Source organism: Streptomyces sp. NPDC104371, assembly GCF_055583785.1.
In genome coordinates this window covers 112,528-128,640 of the sequence record NZ_JBVJNF010000006.1, presented here as the reverse complement: position 1 = coordinate 128,640, position 16,113 = coordinate 112,528, and the positions used below count along the sequence as shown (strand labels likewise).

General features: G+C 72.0%; 8 protein-coding genes, 3 tRNA genes and 1 pseudogene. 9 read left to right on the top strand and 3 right to left on the bottom strand.

The window, feature by feature from the left end; translation table 11 throughout:
• Positions 1-181: 181 nt before the first annotated feature.
• Together ACZ60T_RS19890 and ACZ60T_RS19885 are read left to right on the top strand one after the other, a co-directional pair.
• Positions 182-4,222, top strand: coding sequence for an NACHT and WD repeat domain-containing protein (locus ACZ60T_RS19890; protein WP_469667070.1), 4,041 nt, complete (start codon positions 182-184; stop codon positions 4,220-4,222).
• Between the two features lie 250 nt (positions 4,223-4,472).
• A tRNA-Ser gene (locus ACZ60T_RS19885) sits at positions 4,473-4,557 on the top strand.
• 358 nt (positions 4,558-4,915) lie between these two features.
• Here the strand turns inward: ACZ60T_RS19885 and ACZ60T_RS19880 are convergent.
• Positions 4,916-5,023: pseudogene (locus ACZ60T_RS19880) on the bottom strand (GntR family transcriptional regulator); the annotation flags it as partial.
• Positions 5,024-5,656: 633 nt separating this feature from the next.
• Between ACZ60T_RS19880 and ACZ60T_RS19875 the strand changes: the two are divergent.
• Complete coding sequence (locus ACZ60T_RS19875) at positions 5,657-6,202, top strand: SigE family RNA polymerase sigma factor (protein WP_469667069.1); 546 nt, start codon at positions 5,657-5,659, stop codon at positions 6,200-6,202.
• A gap of 144 nt (positions 6,203-6,346) precedes the next feature.
• Positions 6,347-8,002: a long-chain fatty acid--CoA ligase gene (locus ACZ60T_RS19870; protein ID WP_469667068.1), complete on the top strand. Its 1,656-nt coding sequence runs from the start codon at positions 6,347-6,349 to the stop codon at positions 8,000-8,002.
• A 59-nt stretch (positions 8,003-8,061) separates the two neighbouring features.
• On the opposite strand, the gene ACZ60T_RS19865 is transcribed toward ACZ60T_RS19870, so the two are convergent.
• A complete protein-coding gene (locus ACZ60T_RS19865) occupies positions 8,062-12,381 on the bottom strand; it encodes a hybrid sensor histidine kinase/response regulator (RefSeq protein ID WP_469667066.1) in 4,320 nt (1,439 codons plus the stop codon).
• A 210-nt stretch (positions 12,382-12,591) separates the two neighbouring features.
• Entirely contained in the window at positions 12,592-13,020 is a 429-nt protein-coding gene (locus tag ACZ60T_RS19860; protein WP_469667065.1) for an SSI family serine proteinase inhibitor, read from the bottom strand.
• A 283-nt stretch (positions 13,021-13,303) separates the two neighbouring features.
• On the opposite strand from ACZ60T_RS19860, the gene ACZ60T_RS19855 reads away from it, so the two are divergent.
• The 5 genes from ACZ60T_RS19855 (at position 13,304) to ACZ60T_RS19835 (ending at position 16,027) form a co-directional block, all read left to right on the top strand.
• Positions 13,304-13,394: transfer RNA gene (locus ACZ60T_RS19855), tRNA-Ser, on the top strand.
• A gap of 368 nt (positions 13,395-13,762) precedes the next feature.
• A tRNA-Arg gene (locus ACZ60T_RS19850) sits at positions 13,763-13,835 on the top strand.
• Positions 13,836-14,089: 254 nt separating this feature from the next.
• The gene (locus tag ACZ60T_RS19845; RefSeq protein ID WP_469667064.1) at positions 14,090-14,647 is read left to right on the top strand and encodes a DinB family protein; all 558 of its coding nucleotides are present in this window, start codon (positions 14,090-14,092) and stop codon (positions 14,645-14,647) included.
• A 52-nt stretch (positions 14,648-14,699) separates the two neighbouring features.
• A complete protein-coding gene (locus ACZ60T_RS19840) occupies positions 14,700-15,569 on the top strand; it encodes a DUF2797 domain-containing protein (protein ID WP_469667063.1) in 870 nt (289 codons plus the stop codon).
• 47 nt (positions 15,570-15,616) lie between these two features.
• A complete protein-coding gene (locus ACZ60T_RS19835) occupies positions 15,617-16,027 on the top strand; it encodes an antibiotic biosynthesis monooxygenase family protein (protein ID WP_469667061.1) in 411 nt (136 codons plus the stop codon).
• Positions 16,028-16,113 lie beyond the last annotated feature (86 nt).

Below are 16,113 nucleotides of genomic sequence, written 5' to 3'. Positions count from 1 at the left end.
TCTCCGCTGGAGTCGGCAACCTGACCCGGCGGCGCCCGGTTGATGCGCTCCTGCGTCGAGATCTTGCCATCTGAGCCGTCCGGTGAGGAGATCCCGACCTTGCCTCACAGGTGAAACCGCAGGTCAGCCATATAGAGTGGGTTTTCCGGTCCGGACGTCCAGATGCAGGGGGAGTTGAGGAGTGGAGGCCTTGAGTTCCGGCTCAGGGGCGCGCACAGCCTTCGCGGAACGTCTGGCGCTGCTGTACAAGGAGGCCGGAAATCCTCCCCTCAAGCGTGTGGCCGAAGCGGTCGACCGGCTCCAGTGGGTGGACGACCGAGGGCGCCCCGTACGGGTGTCCGCGCAGCGCATCAGTGACTGGCGGCGCGCCAGGAACGTGCCGGCCCAGTTCGTCGCACTCGCGGCGGTCCTGCACATCGTGATCCCCCAGGCGCGGCGCTCGCGGCCGACGCCGGTGTCCGAGGGGCTGTACGACCCGGCGCGGTGGCAGTACTTGTGGGAGCGCGCGCTGGCCGATCGCTCCACGACAGCGGCACCGGCCACGCCGCCCGCGGCAGCCACGACACCCTCGGCGGGCGCCGAACGGCCGCCGCCCAAAGCCCCGAACGACGTCCCCGTCGTCTGTCCCTATCGGGGCCTGGCCTCGTACCGTCAACAGGACGCCCGATGGTTCTTCGGCCGCGCGCGGAGCACGGACGCCCTCGTCGCCCAGCTCCGTGCGGCGGAGACGACCGGCGGGCTGGTCATGCTCGTGGGCGCTTCGGGGGCGGGCAAGTCCTCCCTGCTGAGCGCCGGTCTGGTGCCCGCCCTGCGGCGCGGCCTGCCGGGCGAGGAGACGGGCCGGGCGGGAGAAGCGGCCCTGCACCTCGTACCGGGCAGCGATCCCTGCGCCGAGTTGGCCCGGCACATCCCCGAACTCGCGCGCCTCGTCCCGGCCGAGAAGGAGCCGACGGCGCCGGAGCCCGGCACTCCGGAATTCGACCGTGCGGTCCGGGAGGCCGTCACCGCATGGGCGCGGCGCGAAGCTTCCGCCGTCGCGCGGCCGGTGGTCATCGTGGACCAGTTCGAGGAGGCCTTCACCCTCTGCTCCGACGAGGCGGACAGACGCGCCTTCGTCCGGCTTCTGCACGCCGCGTGCACGCCCGCCGCCCCCGGTGACCCGGCCCCCGTACGCGTCGTCCTCGGCATACGCGCCGACTTCTACGAGCAGTGCCTCGGGTATCCCGAGCTCGCCGACGCGCTGCAGCACCGTCATATGGTGCTCGGCCCGCTGACCACCACGGAGCTGCGGGAGGCGGTGACCGGCCCGGCCAAGGCCGTCGGGCTGGAACTCGAGCCGGGCCTCGCGGAGTTGATCGTCCGGGAAGTCGGCGCCGACGGCCCGCGCGGGGCGCACGACGCGGGAGTGCTGCCGCTCCTGTCCCACGCGCTGCTCGCCACCTGGCAGCGGCGGAAGGCGGGCCGGCTGACGCTGGCCGGCTATCGCGCGGCGGGCGGCATCCAGGGCGCGGTGGCGGCGACCGCCGAGCGGGCCTGGTCCGGCCTCGATCCCGCGGCGCGTACGGCCGCGCGGCTGCTCCTTCTCCGGCTGGTCCGGCTCGGCGAGGACACCCAGGCCACCCGGCGGCGGGGGACGCGGCGTCGGCTGACGACGGAATCCGCGGACCCCGAGAGAACGGAGGAGGCACTCGAAGCGCTGGTGCGCGCCCGGCTGCTGACCCTCGACGCGGAGACCGTGGAGATCACCCATGAAGCACTGCTCCACGCCTGGCCGCGCCTGCGCGACTGGATCGACGAGGACCGGCACGGCCATCTGCTGCGCCAGCGGCTGGAGGAGGACGGCAGGGCCTGGGAGGGTTCGAACCGCGACACCTCGCTGCTGTACCGGGGCTCGCGCCTGGAGCAGGCCCACCGGTGGGCGCATGCCGCGGGGGTCCCCTCGCTGACCCGTGGCGCGGTGGAGTTCCTGGCCGCTTCCGTGCGGCTGCGCAGGCGTACGGTCTGGATCAGTCGCGGCGCGGTGTCGGCCCTCGTCGTGCTGGCGGTGCTGGCCGGTGGTTCGGCGTCGCTCGCGTGGCGCCAGCGGGACGACGCCGTCTTCGAGCAGGTGCTCGCCGAGGCCGACCGCGTCCGGGACACGGACCCCTCCCTGTCCGCCCAACTCGACCTGGTGGCCCACCGCTTGCGGCCGCACGACAAGGGCGCGAGCGGCCGCTTGGTGTCGACCGTCAACGCGCCGCTGGCCACGCCGCTGCTCGGGCACACCGGAGCCGTCTACCTCACCTCGTTCAGCCCCGACGGGCGGACCCTGGCCACCGCCAGCTACGACCACACCGTCCGGCTGTGGAACGTGACGGACCCGACCCGGCCCGAGCGCCTGGGCAAGCCCCTCACCGCCCACACGAGTTGGGTGAGCAGCGCCGTCTTCAGCCCGGACGGCCGCATCCTCGCCAGCGCCTCGGACGACGGCACCGTCCGGCTGTGGGACGTACGCGATCCCGGTCACCCGCGCCCCCTCGGCGCGCCCCTGACCGGCGGCCCCGGCACGGTCTACCTGCTCGCCTTCAGCCCGGACGGCCGCACGCTGGCCGCCGCCGACGAGGACCACACCGTTCGCCTGTGGGACATGGCCGACCCACACCGGCCGACGGCGCTGCGTGTGCTGACCGGCCACACCGACGCCGTACGCTCCGTGGCGTTCAGCCCCGACGGGACGACGCTGGCGTCCGGCGGCGACGACCACACGATCAGGCTGTGGGACGTGGCCGATCCGGCACATGCGCGACGGATCGGCGCGGCGCTCACCGGCCACCAGGGCACGGTCCACTCCGTGGCCTTCAGCCCCGACGGCCGCACGCTCGCCAGTGGCAGTACGGACAACGCCGTGCAGTTGTGGAACGTGGCGGATCCCGGGCACGCGACACCGCTCGGCGTGCCGCTCTCCGGTCACACCGGTCCCGTATGGTCCGTGGCCTTCAGCCCCGACGGAACCATGCTCGCCGCAGGCAGCGCGGACAGCACGGCGAGCCTGTGGAACGTCAGCGATCCCGCCTACCCGTCACAGGTCGGCGAGCCGCTCGCGGGCAGCAGCGGAGAGATGTACGCCGTGAGCTTCAGCCCCGACGGGCACACCCTCGCCACCGGGAGCGGCGACAACAAGGCCCGCCTGTGGTCGATACCGACCTCGGACATGACCGGCGGCATCGGAGCGTTCCGCCCGGACGGGCGGGTACTGGCCACGGCGGCACGCGACGAGAAGGTCCGGCTGTGGAACGTGGCCGCTCCCCACCGCCCCGTCCTGCTCGGCAGACCGTTCGTACCCAGGGAAGGCGATGTGGCGCGCTCGCTGACGTTCTTCCCCGACGGCCATACCCTCGCGATGCTGACGGGAAGCAGCGCGGTCCAGTTGTGGAACGTCGGCGATCCGGCCCGTCCCGTCCCGTACGGGCCGCCCGTCGCCCTGCGCACCCGGTTCGCCGGTCCGGGCGCGCTGGCCATCAGCCCGGACGGCCGCACGCTGGCAACGGCGTACGACGACCACACCGTCCAACTGTGGGACGTCGGCGACCCGTCCCGCCCGCATCGGCTCGGCGCGCCGCTCACCGGTCACAAGGGCTACGTCAACGCCCTCGCCTTCAGCCCGGACGGCCGCACCCTGGCCAGCGGCAGCGCGGACGCCACCGTCCGGTTGTGGAAGGTGTCCGACCCACGCCGTGCCACCCGGCTCGGCGCACCGCTCAGGGGGCATCTGGGCCCCGTCAACGTGCTCGCCTTCAGCCCGGACGGCCACACGCTGGCCAGCGGCAGCGACGACGACACCGTCCGGCTCTGGAGCATCACCGGGGCCACCGCGCGCCCGGCCTCCCGCCTGAAGGGCCACACCGAGGCGGTCGTGTCGCTGACGTTCAGCAAGGACGGCCGCACACTCGCCAGCGGCGGCGACGACAACACGGTCCGGCTGTGGAACGTCACGGTGCCCGACGCCGCCGCCCCCATCGGCCCGTCGATGAGCCCCAACGCCAGGACGGGCAACTTCCTGTCGTTCAGCCCCAACAGCCATCTGCTCGGGGTCTCGAGCGGTGCCGACACCGTCCGGCTGTGGAACCTCGACGTCGACGAGGCGATCCGCCGTGTCTGCTCGACCACGAGGGGCGTACTGACCCCGGAGAAGTGGCACGAGTACCTGCCCCGCCTCTCGTACGCGCCCCCGTGCGACCCCTGACGGGGATCCGTACACCGTGATCCCGATCACAGCACCTGACAGCAGTCGAGCAGTCCGCCCCCACCGCGCAACCGGCCTTGTTACGCTGGCGGCAGCCCGGTCGCTGGTGCATCCCCCGTCGCCAGCGACCGGGCACTCGCATGCACGGCACCGCGCGATCCCGAGGGCTGATCCCGTACGGACCACGCCAGCACGATGCGCCCCGATCCCGGTACGCTGTACCCGCTCCGCTCCTGGTGAGCGGCGCCGAGGTGGGTTGCCCGAGCGGCCTAAGGGAACGGTCTTGAAAACCGTCGTGGCGCGAGTCACCGTGGGTTCAAATCCCACACCCACCGCAGCGATCTACGGCCCCTGACCAGTCCTTATGGTCGGGGGCCGTTGCACGCGGGGGGCATGGCTCATGGTCAGGTCCTCGCCGCGAATCGGGGGCTCCGCAAGGGCTGTTGTGGCCTTGACCGTCTTTGTCAGCGCTGGGTCATCTGAAGAACTGCGGCTCGGGACAGATCTCCAGAACTTCGTCCGGCCGGTCCGCCCATTTCCACCAGGCGTGCCCATCGGCACACCTCCACAGCGACCGGCATGCCCGCCCATCGCCGTCCCGCCCGACCAGGACCAACCCGCCCGACTTCAGCGGCTGAGCGCACCTGGGACAGGGCATGGTGTCGGCCATGTGATGCGCACTCCGAATCGGGATCATCGACTGATGGGGATCTCATAGATGATCTCGCAGTGCGCGGCAGGCACCACGATGTCCGCCGTCTCCACGGGCCGCCTCTGGTCGCTGTAGTACGTCCGCCGAATCGGCCGATAGGGTCGTGGCCATGGGGGATGTGAAGACTCGTAAGTGCGTTTGGTGCGAGAGGCAATTCACGCGGCGTTCGATGTGGCGGCCGAAGCGCTACTGCAAGCGATGGCACCAGTGCGTGCACTACGGCGCGATACTGGTGGGCGCCTTGTTCTCCTGAACGTTCGCGCAGTGCACTGAGCGGCGGAGTCGGCGCAGAGCACGCCAGCGGGCTTCAGCAGCGTCCGTGGGGCACGTAGCGGGCACGACGACGATGACGATGGCTGTGGGTTCACATCCCACACCCACCACACGAGTTGACGGCTCCTGACCAGGTCCTGGCTCAGATGACGGTGTGCGCATGGTTCCGGAGGGACCACTTGGCGTCGGCCGTCAACCAGGGAGACGGAAACGTGGTCATCACCTTCGGCGATCTGTGTGAGGACCAGCCGATGCTGGGGCATGACACGTCCCCGCGTGGCGGTCTGCCCGCTCTGTTGTCCTTCCCTCAGGGGTGAACCCTCAGGGGGCACGCGTGCTCGTCCACCTTCAGGAGGTGGGGGCAACCCCCCACCTACAACCTGAGGCGGAGACCGCTTCGCGACCTGCGGCCGATCCGCCGAAGGAGGCGTCGAACCTAGCGTGGAGACATGACCACACCCGTCTGCACCAGCGCTTCGAACGCCAAGACGCGGACCCTTTCGTACCCGTCGTTCACGTCGTATGTGAAGGCCCGGCAGCCGGTGCTGCTGCGCACCGCCCGGTCGCTGACCGCGAACCCGAGCGACGCGGAGGACCTGTTGCAGACCGCGCTGGCGAAGACGTACGTCGCCTGGGACCGGATCGAGGACCACCGTGCGCTCGACGGGTACGTACGGCGTGCGCTGCTGAACACGCGGACCTCGCAGTGGCGCAAGCGCAAGGTCGACGAGTTCGTGTGCGACGAACTGCCCGAGCCCGAGGGGCTCCCGGCCGCGGACCCGGCGGAGCAGCAGGCGCTGCACGACGCTATGTGGCGGGCCATCATGAAACTGCCCGCACGCCAGCGCGCGATGGTGGTCCTGCGCTACTACGAGGATCTGAGCGAGGCCCAGACGGCGGAGGTGCTCGGCGTCTCCGTCGGCACGGTCAAATCGGCGGTCTCCCGGGCCCTGGGCAAGCTCCGCGAGGACCCAGAGCTGGAGCCTGTGCGGTAGGAGCGCCCGGCGTCCAGGATCGCGCCTTGATCGATATCCCGAGGGCTAGTGACATACCGCATGGTATGTGCGCAGAATCAGCGCAACCCACTACCGCGCAGGCCGCCCCGCCCGCGCACGCCACCCCGCTCCGGGAGGACCGCCGTGCTGAGCACCATGCAGGACGTACCGCTGACCGTCACCCGCATCCTCGTCCACGGGACGCTTGTGCACGGACGCTCCCGGATCACCACCTGGACCGGGGAGGGCGAGCCGCAGCGGCGCACCTTCGCCGAGACGGGCGCCCGCGCGATACGGCTGGCCAATGCCCTCCGCGACGACCTCGGAGTCAGGCGCGACGACCGGGTGGCAACGCTCCTGTGGAACAACTCGGAGCATGTCGAGGCGTACTTCGCGGTCCCCTCCATGGGCGCGGTGCTGCACACCCTCAATCTGCGGCTGCCCGCCGAACAGCTCGCCTGGATCATCAACCACGCCGCCGACCGCGTGATCATCGTCAACGGCTCGCTGATCCCGCTGCTCGCCCCCTTGCTGCCCCATCTGAAGACGGTCGAGCACGTCGTCGTCTCGGGGCCCGGTGACCGTACCCCGCTCGACGGCTCCCCCGTTCCTGTGCACGAGTACGAGGACCTGATCGCCGACAAGCCGACCACCTACGACTGGCCCGAGCTGGACGAACGCCAGGCCGCCGCCCTGTGCTACACCTCCGGCACCACCGGTGACCCCAAGGGCGTGGTCTACAGCCACCGTTCGATCTACCTGCACTCCATGCAGGTCAACATGGCCCAGTCGATGGCGCTGACGGACCGGGACACCTCGCTCGTCGTGGTCCCGCAGTTCCATGTGAACGCCTGGGGCCTGCCGCACGCCGCCTTCATGTCCGGCGTCAACCTGCTGATGCCGGACCGCTTCCTCCAGCCCGCCCCGCTCGCCGAGATGATCGAGGGCGAGCGGCCGACGCACGCCGCCGCGGTCCCCACCATCTGGCAGGGGCTGCTCGGCGAACTGACCGCCCGGCCCCGCGACGTCTCCTCCCTCGCGAACGTCACCATCGGCGGCGCGGCCTGCCCGCCCTCCCTCATGGAAGCCTTCGACAAGCTGGGGATGCGTGTCTGTCACGCCTGGGGCATGACGGAGACGTCCCCGCTGGGCACGGTGGCCCACCCTCCGGCCCATGCGATCGGCACGGAGAAGGAGTTCGCGTACCGGATCACCCAGGGCCGCATCCCGGCCGGCGTCGAGGCCCGCATCATCGGACCCGACGGCGACCGACTCCCCTGGGACGGTGTCGCGGCGGGCGAACTGGAGGTGCGCGGACCCTGGATCGCGGGTGCCTACTACAACGGCCCGGACGCCGAACCCCTGCGCCCCACCGACAAGTTCAGCGAGGACGGCTGGCTCAGGACCGGTGATGTGGGCACCATCGACCCCGAAGGCTTCCTCACTCTCACCGACCGCGCCAAGGACGTCATCAAGTCCGGTGGGGAATGGATCTCGTCGGTTCACTTGGAGAACGGGCTGATGTCCCACCCGGACATCGCCGAGGCCGCCGTCGTCGCCGTCCCGGACGACAAGTGGGGCGAACGTCCGCTGGCCATCGTGGTGCTGAAGGACGGCGCCACCGCCGACTACACCGCCCTGCGCTCCTTCCTCTCGGACGAGGTCCAGGTGGCCAAGTGGCAGCTCCCCGAGCGCTGGACGACCGTCCAGACCGTGCCCAAGACGAGCGTCGGCAAGTTCGACAAGAAGGTGCTGCGACGACAGTACGCCGCCGGGGAACTGGAGGTCACCCACCTGTAGGGCCGAAGGCAAGGCGATCGGGGCGCTGTTTCACGTGAAACAGCGCCCCGCGGCCGTGCTCAGTTCGTCCCGATCCTCGCCAGGAGATCCACGATCCGCTCCTGCACCTCGGTGCTCGTCGAGCGCTCCGCCAGGAACAGGACCGTCTCCCCCGACACCAGACGCGGCAGATCGGCCTGGTCGACGGCGGCGGTGTAGACGACGAGCGGGGTGCGCTTGAGCAGGTTGTTCGCGCGCAGCCAGTCGACCACCCCGGCCTGGCGGCGATGCACCCGCATCAGGTCCATCACCACGAGATTCGGGCTCATCTGCGCGGCGAGCGCGACCGCGTCCGCGTCCGAGGCGGCACGGGCGACCTGCATCCCGCGCCGCTCCAACGACGCGGTCAGCGCGAGGGCGATCTCCGTGTGCTCCTCCACGAGCAGCACACGGGGCGGGTGCTGCTCGGAGTCACGCGGAGCGAGCGCCTTCAGGAGTACGGCCGGGTCGGCGCCGTACGCCGCCTCGCGCGTCGCCTGCCCGAGCCCCGCGGTGACCAGTACGGGAACCTCGGCGGCCACCGCTGCCTGGCGCAGCGACTGGAGCGCGGTCCGCGTGATCGGGCCGGTGAGCGGGTCGATGAAGAGCGCGGCCGGGAAGGCGGCGATCTGCGCGTCGACCTCCTCGCGGGAGTTGACGACGACGGGCCGGTAGCCGCGGTCGCTGAGCGCCTGCTGCGTCGTCACATCCGGCGCGGGCCACACGAGCAGTCGGCGCGGGTTGTCGAGCGGCTCCGGAGGCAACTCGTCGTCCATCGGCCGGTTCTGGGGGTGGTCGGCGATCTCTACGGCACCGCCGGGACCGTCGAGCGGCTCGGGGCCCTCGTCGGCGTTCGCGTCCGGGGCTCCTATGGCGTACGACCGCCCCGCGCCCTCACTGGGGGCGACCAGACGGGACTGCCCGGCCAGGGAGGGCTGCGGCGGCAGGGGCGCCGACGCGGCCTGCGGATGCGGGCGCGCCGCGGTCTCCGGGCGCTCGCCCGCGGGCTCGGGAGGTGTGCCGAGCTTGCGGCGTCGGCCCGAGCCGTTCGGCTGGTGCGGGGCGGACGGGGACGACTGGGGCCGGGGCTGGGCCTGCGGGGAGGCCGCCACCTGACGTGCGAAGGGCACCCCCTGGCCGAGCGTCCGCACGCTGATCGCCTGCCCCTGCGTCGCATGGGGATCGACGGGCATGGCCGTCTCGGCGGGCAGGGGCTGAGCGATCCGCGGCGGGGCGGTGCGCTCCGGGGGCAGCGGGGTGCCTGCCGACGGAGTGGGCTGCGGTACGGGCCGCCCGGCGCCGGACGTGTCAGGGGAACCGGAGCCGGAACCGGGGGCCCCAGAACCAGAACCAGAACCAGAACCGGGCCAGGGCTGCGGCTGGGCGGCCTGCGGCGGCACCGGCGTTCCGGAAGGAGGCGTGGTGGCCGCGGGCAGGGGCTGCGCGTGCTGAGTACCCGGCTGCGCCTGCACCGCGCCGACGGGCAGGGCCTGCTCGAGCGCGGCCGGAACCGGCTGAGGGGCCGCCGACGGCGCGGGCACGGGCTGACCGACGCCCGACTGCGCCGACGGCTGCGGTACGGCCACGCCGCCCGGCCCGCCCTGAGCCGGAATCCCCTGCGGGGGAACGGACTGTGAGGCAACGGCCTGCGGAGCAACGGCCGGTGGGGCCGCCGCGGGTGCGGGTACGCCCTGTGCCGGGACAGGCTGCGGGCCGTCCGGCGCGGGCATTCCCTGAGGAGCGGCGAGCTGCGCGGGCACGCCATGAGCGGGCGTCGCCTGCGCGGGCACGCCATGAGCGGGCGTCGCCTGCGCGGGCACGCCCTGCGGCGGCGTCGCCCCGGACATGTCCACCTCGCCCGTCTCGTCCGGCAGTTGCCGTACGGGCGCGACGGCCCGGCGGGCACGACGGCCCGTGGACACGGGCACCGGATGCGGCTGCGGCGGCGTGTGACCCTCGGCCTGGTCGTGCGGTGCCGTGTCATGGCGCCCCGTGTCGGCCTGGGCGGCGGGCAGCGGGCTCTGCTCGGGAGTGCGGTCGGCCTCGGCCGGCGGCAGCGCGAACACCGGCCGGGCACCGGGTTCCTCGGCCGCGGCCCGCTCGTTGGCGGCGGCGAGGGCGCGTCGGCGGCGTCCGGTCGGCTCCGGTGTCGCGTCGGCGGCCGTGGGCACGGCGGGCGGCAGCCCCGGCTGTTCGGCGTCCCGGCGGGCGCGCCGTCCGGTCGGGGCGGGCACGCCCTGCGGCGGCAGTGCCACGGCTCCCGTGTCGGGCCCGGCCGCGGTCATCACCATCGCGCCCTCGGTGGCGCCTTCGGCTCCGCCCTCGACGGGGTTCGGTCGGCCGTGCCGCCGTCCCGGGCCTTCGGGCACCGCGGTCTCCGCGCCCGCCTCGTGCGCGGTCGCCTGAACCGGCCCGGACGCCTCGGCGGCGGGTTCCTCCGCCGCGCGCCGCCGGCGCCGTCCGGTCGGCGCTGTCGCGGCCGTCTCGGAGGACGCGGCCGCCCCGCCCACCTCGCTCTCCAGGAACGCGTCCACGGAAGACCGACGGGCCCGCCGCCGACCACCGCTCTGGTGGGCAGCCTCCGGGACGGGCTGTAGCGCGGGCTCTGGGACGGCCTGCTGGACGACGGGCTGCTCGGGCGTACCCGCCTCGACGCCGGGCTTCTCCACGATCGCCACCGGAGCCGGGGCGAGCGCACCCGCGCCCCCGCCGAGCGGCACCTCCAGCACATACGCGTTGCCGCTCATGCCGGGCACCTGGTGGGTCTGGAGCACGCCGCCGTGCGCCCGTACGACACCGCAGACGATCGGCTGGTGCACCGGGTCGCCCCCGGCGTACGGGCCGCGCACCTCGATGCGGACGACCTCGCCGCGCTGGGCGGCGGCCACCACGACGGTGTTGTCCATGTAACCGCCCGCCGAGACAGGCGCGTTGCCCGTGGAGTCGACGCCCGCCACATCCGCGATCAGATGCGCGAGCGCCTGGGCGAGCCGCCGCGCGTCGACCTCGGCCTCGATGGGCGGGGCGTGCACGGCGAACTGCACACGGCCGGGCCCGATCAGCTCGACGGCGCCGTCGACACCGGCGGCGATGGCCGCGTCGAGCATCACGGGCGTCCGTACGATCTGGTCCTCACCGGTGTCCAGGCGCTGGTAGCCGAGGACGTTGTCGATGAGCGTGGTGATGCGCGAGTAGCCGGCCGCGAGGTGGTGGAGCACCTGGTTGGCCTCGGGCCACAACTGCCCGGCGTCGTCCGCGGCGAGCGCGGACAGTTGGCCCCGCAGCTCGTCGAGCGGCCCGCGCAAGGAGCGGCCGAGTACGGCGAGCAGTTGCTCATGGCGGGCCGCCAGGGCGTCGAAGCGGTCCTTCTCGCGCTCACCGAGCGCGGCGTAGCGCTCGTCGCCCGCCGCGATCTCCTCCGTGTGCCGCTCGCGCAGGGCGTCCAGCTCGGCGGTGTGCTCCGCGCGCAGCCGCTCCAGCTCCTCCTTGTGCTCCGCGGCGAGCCGCTCCAGCTCCTGCTGGTGCTGCTGGTCGGCCTCGTCCTTCTCCGCGACGAGCGTGTCGAACGGGCGCCGGTCGGTGAACGTCATCACGGCGCCGACGATCTGGTCGCCGTCGCGCACCGGAGAGGTCGTCAGGTCGACCGGCACCTGGGCGCCGCTCTTGGACCACAACACCTGCCCGCGCACCCGGTGTTTGCGTCCGGAGCGCAGGGTGTCGTGGAGCGGGGACTCCCCGTACGGGAAGGGGGAGCCGTCCTCGCGGGAGTGCAGTACGAGGGTGTGCAGCTCCTTGCCGCCCAGATCGCTGGCCCGGTAGCCGAGGATCTGCGCGGCGGCGGGGTTGACGAGCACGATCCGCCCGTCCGTGTCCGTGCCCACCACGCCCTCGGCCGCGGCCCGCAGGATCATCTCGGTCTGCCGCTGGGAGCGGGCGAGTTCGGCCTCGGTGTCGATGGTGCCGGACAGGTCGCGGACGACGAGCATGAGGAGTTCGTCGCCTGTGTAGCTCTGGCCGTCGTACGCCTGCCGGCCGTCCTCGAGGTTGGCGCTCGTGACCTCGACGGGGAACTCGCTCCCGTCCGTCCGACGGGCGGTCATCCGCGTCGGCTTGGTCCGCCCGCTCGTGTCCGTGGCGTCGGGCCGCCGCATGGACCCGGGAATCAGCCGCGAGTCGAAGTGCGGCAGCAGATCGAGCAGTCCACGCCCGACCAGAGCCGTTCCCGGCGCCTCGAAGGCTTCCAGGGCGATGGTGTTGGCGTTGACGACGGTTCCGTTCGCGTTGACCAGCACCAACGCGTCGGGCAGCGCGTCGAGTATCGCTGCGAGGCGAGCAGCGCCTCGGGATGGCCTGCTGCTCACGAGACGCTTCCTCCCTGTTACCGCACCTTGCCGACCGCGGGGGACATCTTGCCAACCGGCCCGCCGCGTGTCACGCGAGGGAGTCTACGGGCAGTGGTCCGGCCCGCGGCGGCGGATGAGCGGGAAGGCCGGATACGGAACCGCTCCGGAACGCGTGACCGTACGGGTCCCTCCCGCGCGGAGCCCGAACACCCCCCAGCGGGGCGGGCGTTACGAACGAAGGTCCGGCAGCACGGGCACCAGGTCGTTCCAGCGGGCGATCTCACAGCCGTTCTTGCGGTTGTACCGCGCGTCGACCGGCCGCCCGGCCCAGGTTCCGGTGATGTGCGCGGTGGCCGGGCCGCCGTACACCATCGTGCACGGGCGCCGCGGTGGCACCGGGGCGAACGGGTCCCGGCCCCAGACGGTCCGTCGGTCGAGTGCGTCGCATGCGGCGGCAGGGTGCGGGTGGTTGCCGCGCGCGGGGTGACAGCGCAGCAGGTACGTCCCGTCGGCGCGCCCGGCATGGCTGACGGAGACGACGAGCCGGTCCCCGGAGCGGGACGGGCTGCCGTGGTCGTACGCCGCGGCCGGCGTGGCGGCCATGGACAGGAGGGCGGCGGCACCGAGGAGCACGCGGCGCGAGGTGATCTGAACCATGCCGTGACTAACGGCGGTGGGGCGTCGCGGTTGCGGGTGGGGCGGAGAAGGAGAGGAGGGAGAGGCCGGGAACGGCCGGGGCGTCGCCGAGGCGGAAGAGGGTGCGCGCGGTGCTCCCGGCCACCGCGCGCATCCCGCCGCGCGAACCCCTCTCCACGGATCCTGGCCCAGTGCTTTGCCCTGTGGCCTTCCTGCCTAGTACCGTGGGGGGCGATTGGTGACACCGCACTTGTCTGTGTCATCATCTGCACGCACCACTCGCGCTCGCGCGGGGGGTTGTGCTGGAGGCGTCGCCTAGTCCGGTCTATGGCGCCGCACTGCTAATGCGGTTTGGGCCTTAAAGCCCATCGAGGGTTCAAATCCCTCCGCCTCCGCTCTCTGACCAGGGAGTTCAGCCAATCGCGGCTGGACTCCCTGAGTCATGTTCAGGGCGACTTCGACCCGCTCCGACGATCTCGAAGCCCGACGCTCCTGATGCCTGACGCTCCCGATGCCTGACGGATGGCATCCGGATCGGTGCGCGATGCCATGACGGCTGAGACGGAAGCCCACCTACGGCCCCGGATATCCCGCCCTCAGCTCCCCGGCCCCGCCCCTGGCCACCCTGCCCCGTCACGCATTTCCGCAGGTCAGAGGGGGTGTGGCAAACGGATTTCACATGGCGGCGGCAGTCATGTAATGTTCTTCCTGTCGCCGGGAACGAGCCGAAAGGAACGGGAACGGAGACGAAAACAAATCACAAGCACTCGTAGCTTAACGGATAGAGCATCTGACTACGGATCAGAAGGTTGCAGGTTCGAATCCTGCCGAGTGCACATAGAAAAGAGGCCCGGACGAGAGTCCGGGCCTCTTGCGTTTGGTGCGGTCGGGAGGGGTCGTATGAGGTGCGGAGCCGGCGCGCGACGTGTGGTTCCTGGCCGGAGAGCAGCGCGGCGTTTGCCTCGACGGCCGTGGCGACCGGGAGTTGGGCGCGGATGTGGTGATCGGCCGCATTAGGTCAGGATCTGACCTCTATGGCTTCTAGTGTGCTCTCTGGATCGACCGGACGGAACGACGGAAGGCAGAGATCATGACCCGTAGCGAGTTGCGTACTCAGGACCTGACCGACGCGTCGGCTGCTCAGGGTGAGCGGGCCGATCTGTTGGAGGCGTTGGCCAAGCAGCGGGGCTTCCTGCGCTTCACCACCCGCGATCTCACGGACGAGCAGGCCCGGGAGCGGACCACAGCCGGTGAGCTGTGCCTGGGTGGGCTGATCAAGCACGTCACCGCGGTCGAGCGCACGTGGGCGGACTTCATCGCGAAGGGGCCCGAGGCGATGCCCGACTTCACCGCCATGACCGAGGACGACTGGGCCCGGCGCGCCGATCAGTTCCGGTTGCTGCCCGACGAGACGCTGGCGGGCGTGCTCGCCGAATACGCCGAAGCGGCCCGCGGGACCGATGAGCTGGTCGCCTCCCTGCCCGACCTGGGCGCCACCCAGCCGCTGCCGAAGGCGCCGTGGCACGAGCCCGGCACCAGTTGGTCGGCTCGCCGGGTGCTGATGCACGTCATCGCCGAGACCGCACAGCACGCCGGGCACGCCGACATCATCCGGGAGTCCCTGGACGGCGCGAAGACCATGGGCTGACCGGCTCCGCGCGCCCGCCGCGTTGTCAGTGGTCCCCTCTACCCTCGAAGCGATGACTCAGGTGTGGCGGTGCACGGGGCTGCGGTGGGGTGACGGCATGCCCGTGCTCGGCTGGGAAGGCGGGCGGCGCAGTGATCTGCGACGGGGGAAGCGCGTGGCCTTCGCCATCGTGGCGGGAGGCGTACGGACCTGCGTGGGCGCGCGGGGGCACGCATGTCCGGCGCGGACCGCGGTCTCCGGGCGGAGCACCGGAGCACGGTGCGAGGAGTGCGCGCGGCTGGACCGGGCGCACTCCGTCGCCGCGGATACCGTCGCCGACGACCCGCGGCCGTACCACGTCTATCTGGCATGGTTCGGGCCCGGCATGGTCAAGGTCGGGATCACCGCGGTCGAGCGCGGCCCGGCGCGACTGCTGGAGCAGGGTGCCGTCTCCTTCAGTTGGCTGGGGCGCGGGCCGCTGATGGCGGCGCGGCGTGCGGAGGAGTTGCTGCGGGCCGCGCTGCGGGTGCCCGACCGGATTCCGTACGCCGACAAGCGGGCGGTACGGGCCGCGCTGCCGCCGGTCGAGGAGCGGACCGCCGAGCTGGCGGACGTGCATGCGCGGGCGGTCGCGCTCGATGCCTGGCCGGAGTCGCTGGAGCGGGCGCCGTTCCGGGCCGCCGACCACAGCGGGGTGTTCGGGCTCGACGGGCTGGCGCGGGCGGACGGTGTGGTGGGAGAGCTGGTCGCGGGCGGGGCGGTGAGCGGTGACCTGCTGGCCGCCGCCGGACCCGATCTCCACCTGGCCACGGGGCGCGGGATCGTCGTACTGGACACGCGGTTGATGACGGGCTGGGAGCTGACGGCCACGTCGGGGCGGGACGAAACGACCGTACCCATCCGGGAGTTGGCCGACCCTGGCGTCCAGGACGGGCTGTTCTGACCCCGTGGGTGGACTGGTGCGTTCGCCGTGGACGATCGTGGGGCGGCATGAGCGATGATCACTTCAGCGCGCCTGACGCGCCCGCCCCGTCCGTTCACGCCGCCTCACCGGCTCCGGCCCCCTTCGGCGCCTGTGAACCCCCGTACTACGCCGTCGTCTTCACGTCCGTACGGACCGATGACCACGACGGATACGAGGAGACCGACGACCTGATGGACGAGCTGGTCAAGGAGGTCCCCGGGTATCTCGGGATGGACCACGCCCGGACGCCGGGCGGACTGTCCCTGACCGTCGGGTACTTCCGGGACCTCGCGGCCATCGAGGCGTGGCGGAGCGATCCGCGGCATCGCGCGGCCCAGAAGCGCGGCCGTGAGCACTGGTACGAGAGGTACACGGTGCATGTCGCCAAGGTCGAGCGCAGCTACGGGTTCGAGGCCGAAGACACCGTCGGCATGTGAACGCCGCGGTGCGGCCCGGCCGTTCCATGAGAGGCACCGGTCTGTTTCTCAGGGAAAACACAGGTGGTGGAAAGAGAGCTCTCAGA

Excerpts from the sequence above, each read along its gene's own strand:
- ACZ60T_RS19875 (WP_469667069.1), top strand. The coding sequence starts at position 5,657 with ATGACCACACCCGTCTGCACCAGCGCTTCGAACGCCAAGACGCGGACC.
- ACZ60T_RS19860 (WP_469667065.1), bottom strand. The coding sequence starts at position 13,020 with ATGGTTCAGATCACCTCGCGCCGCGTGCTCCTCGGTGCCGCCGCCCTC.
- ACZ60T_RS19845 (WP_469667064.1), top strand. The coding sequence starts at position 14,090 with ATGACCCGTAGCGAGTTGCGTACTCAGGACCTGACCGACGCGTCGGCT.
- ACZ60T_RS19840 (WP_469667063.1), top strand. The coding sequence starts at position 14,700 with ATGACTCAGGTGTGGCGGTGCACGGGGCTGCGGTGGGGTGACGGCATG.
- ACZ60T_RS19835 (WP_469667061.1), top strand. The coding sequence starts at position 15,617 with ATGAGCGATGATCACTTCAGCGCGCCTGACGCGCCCGCCCCGTCCGTT.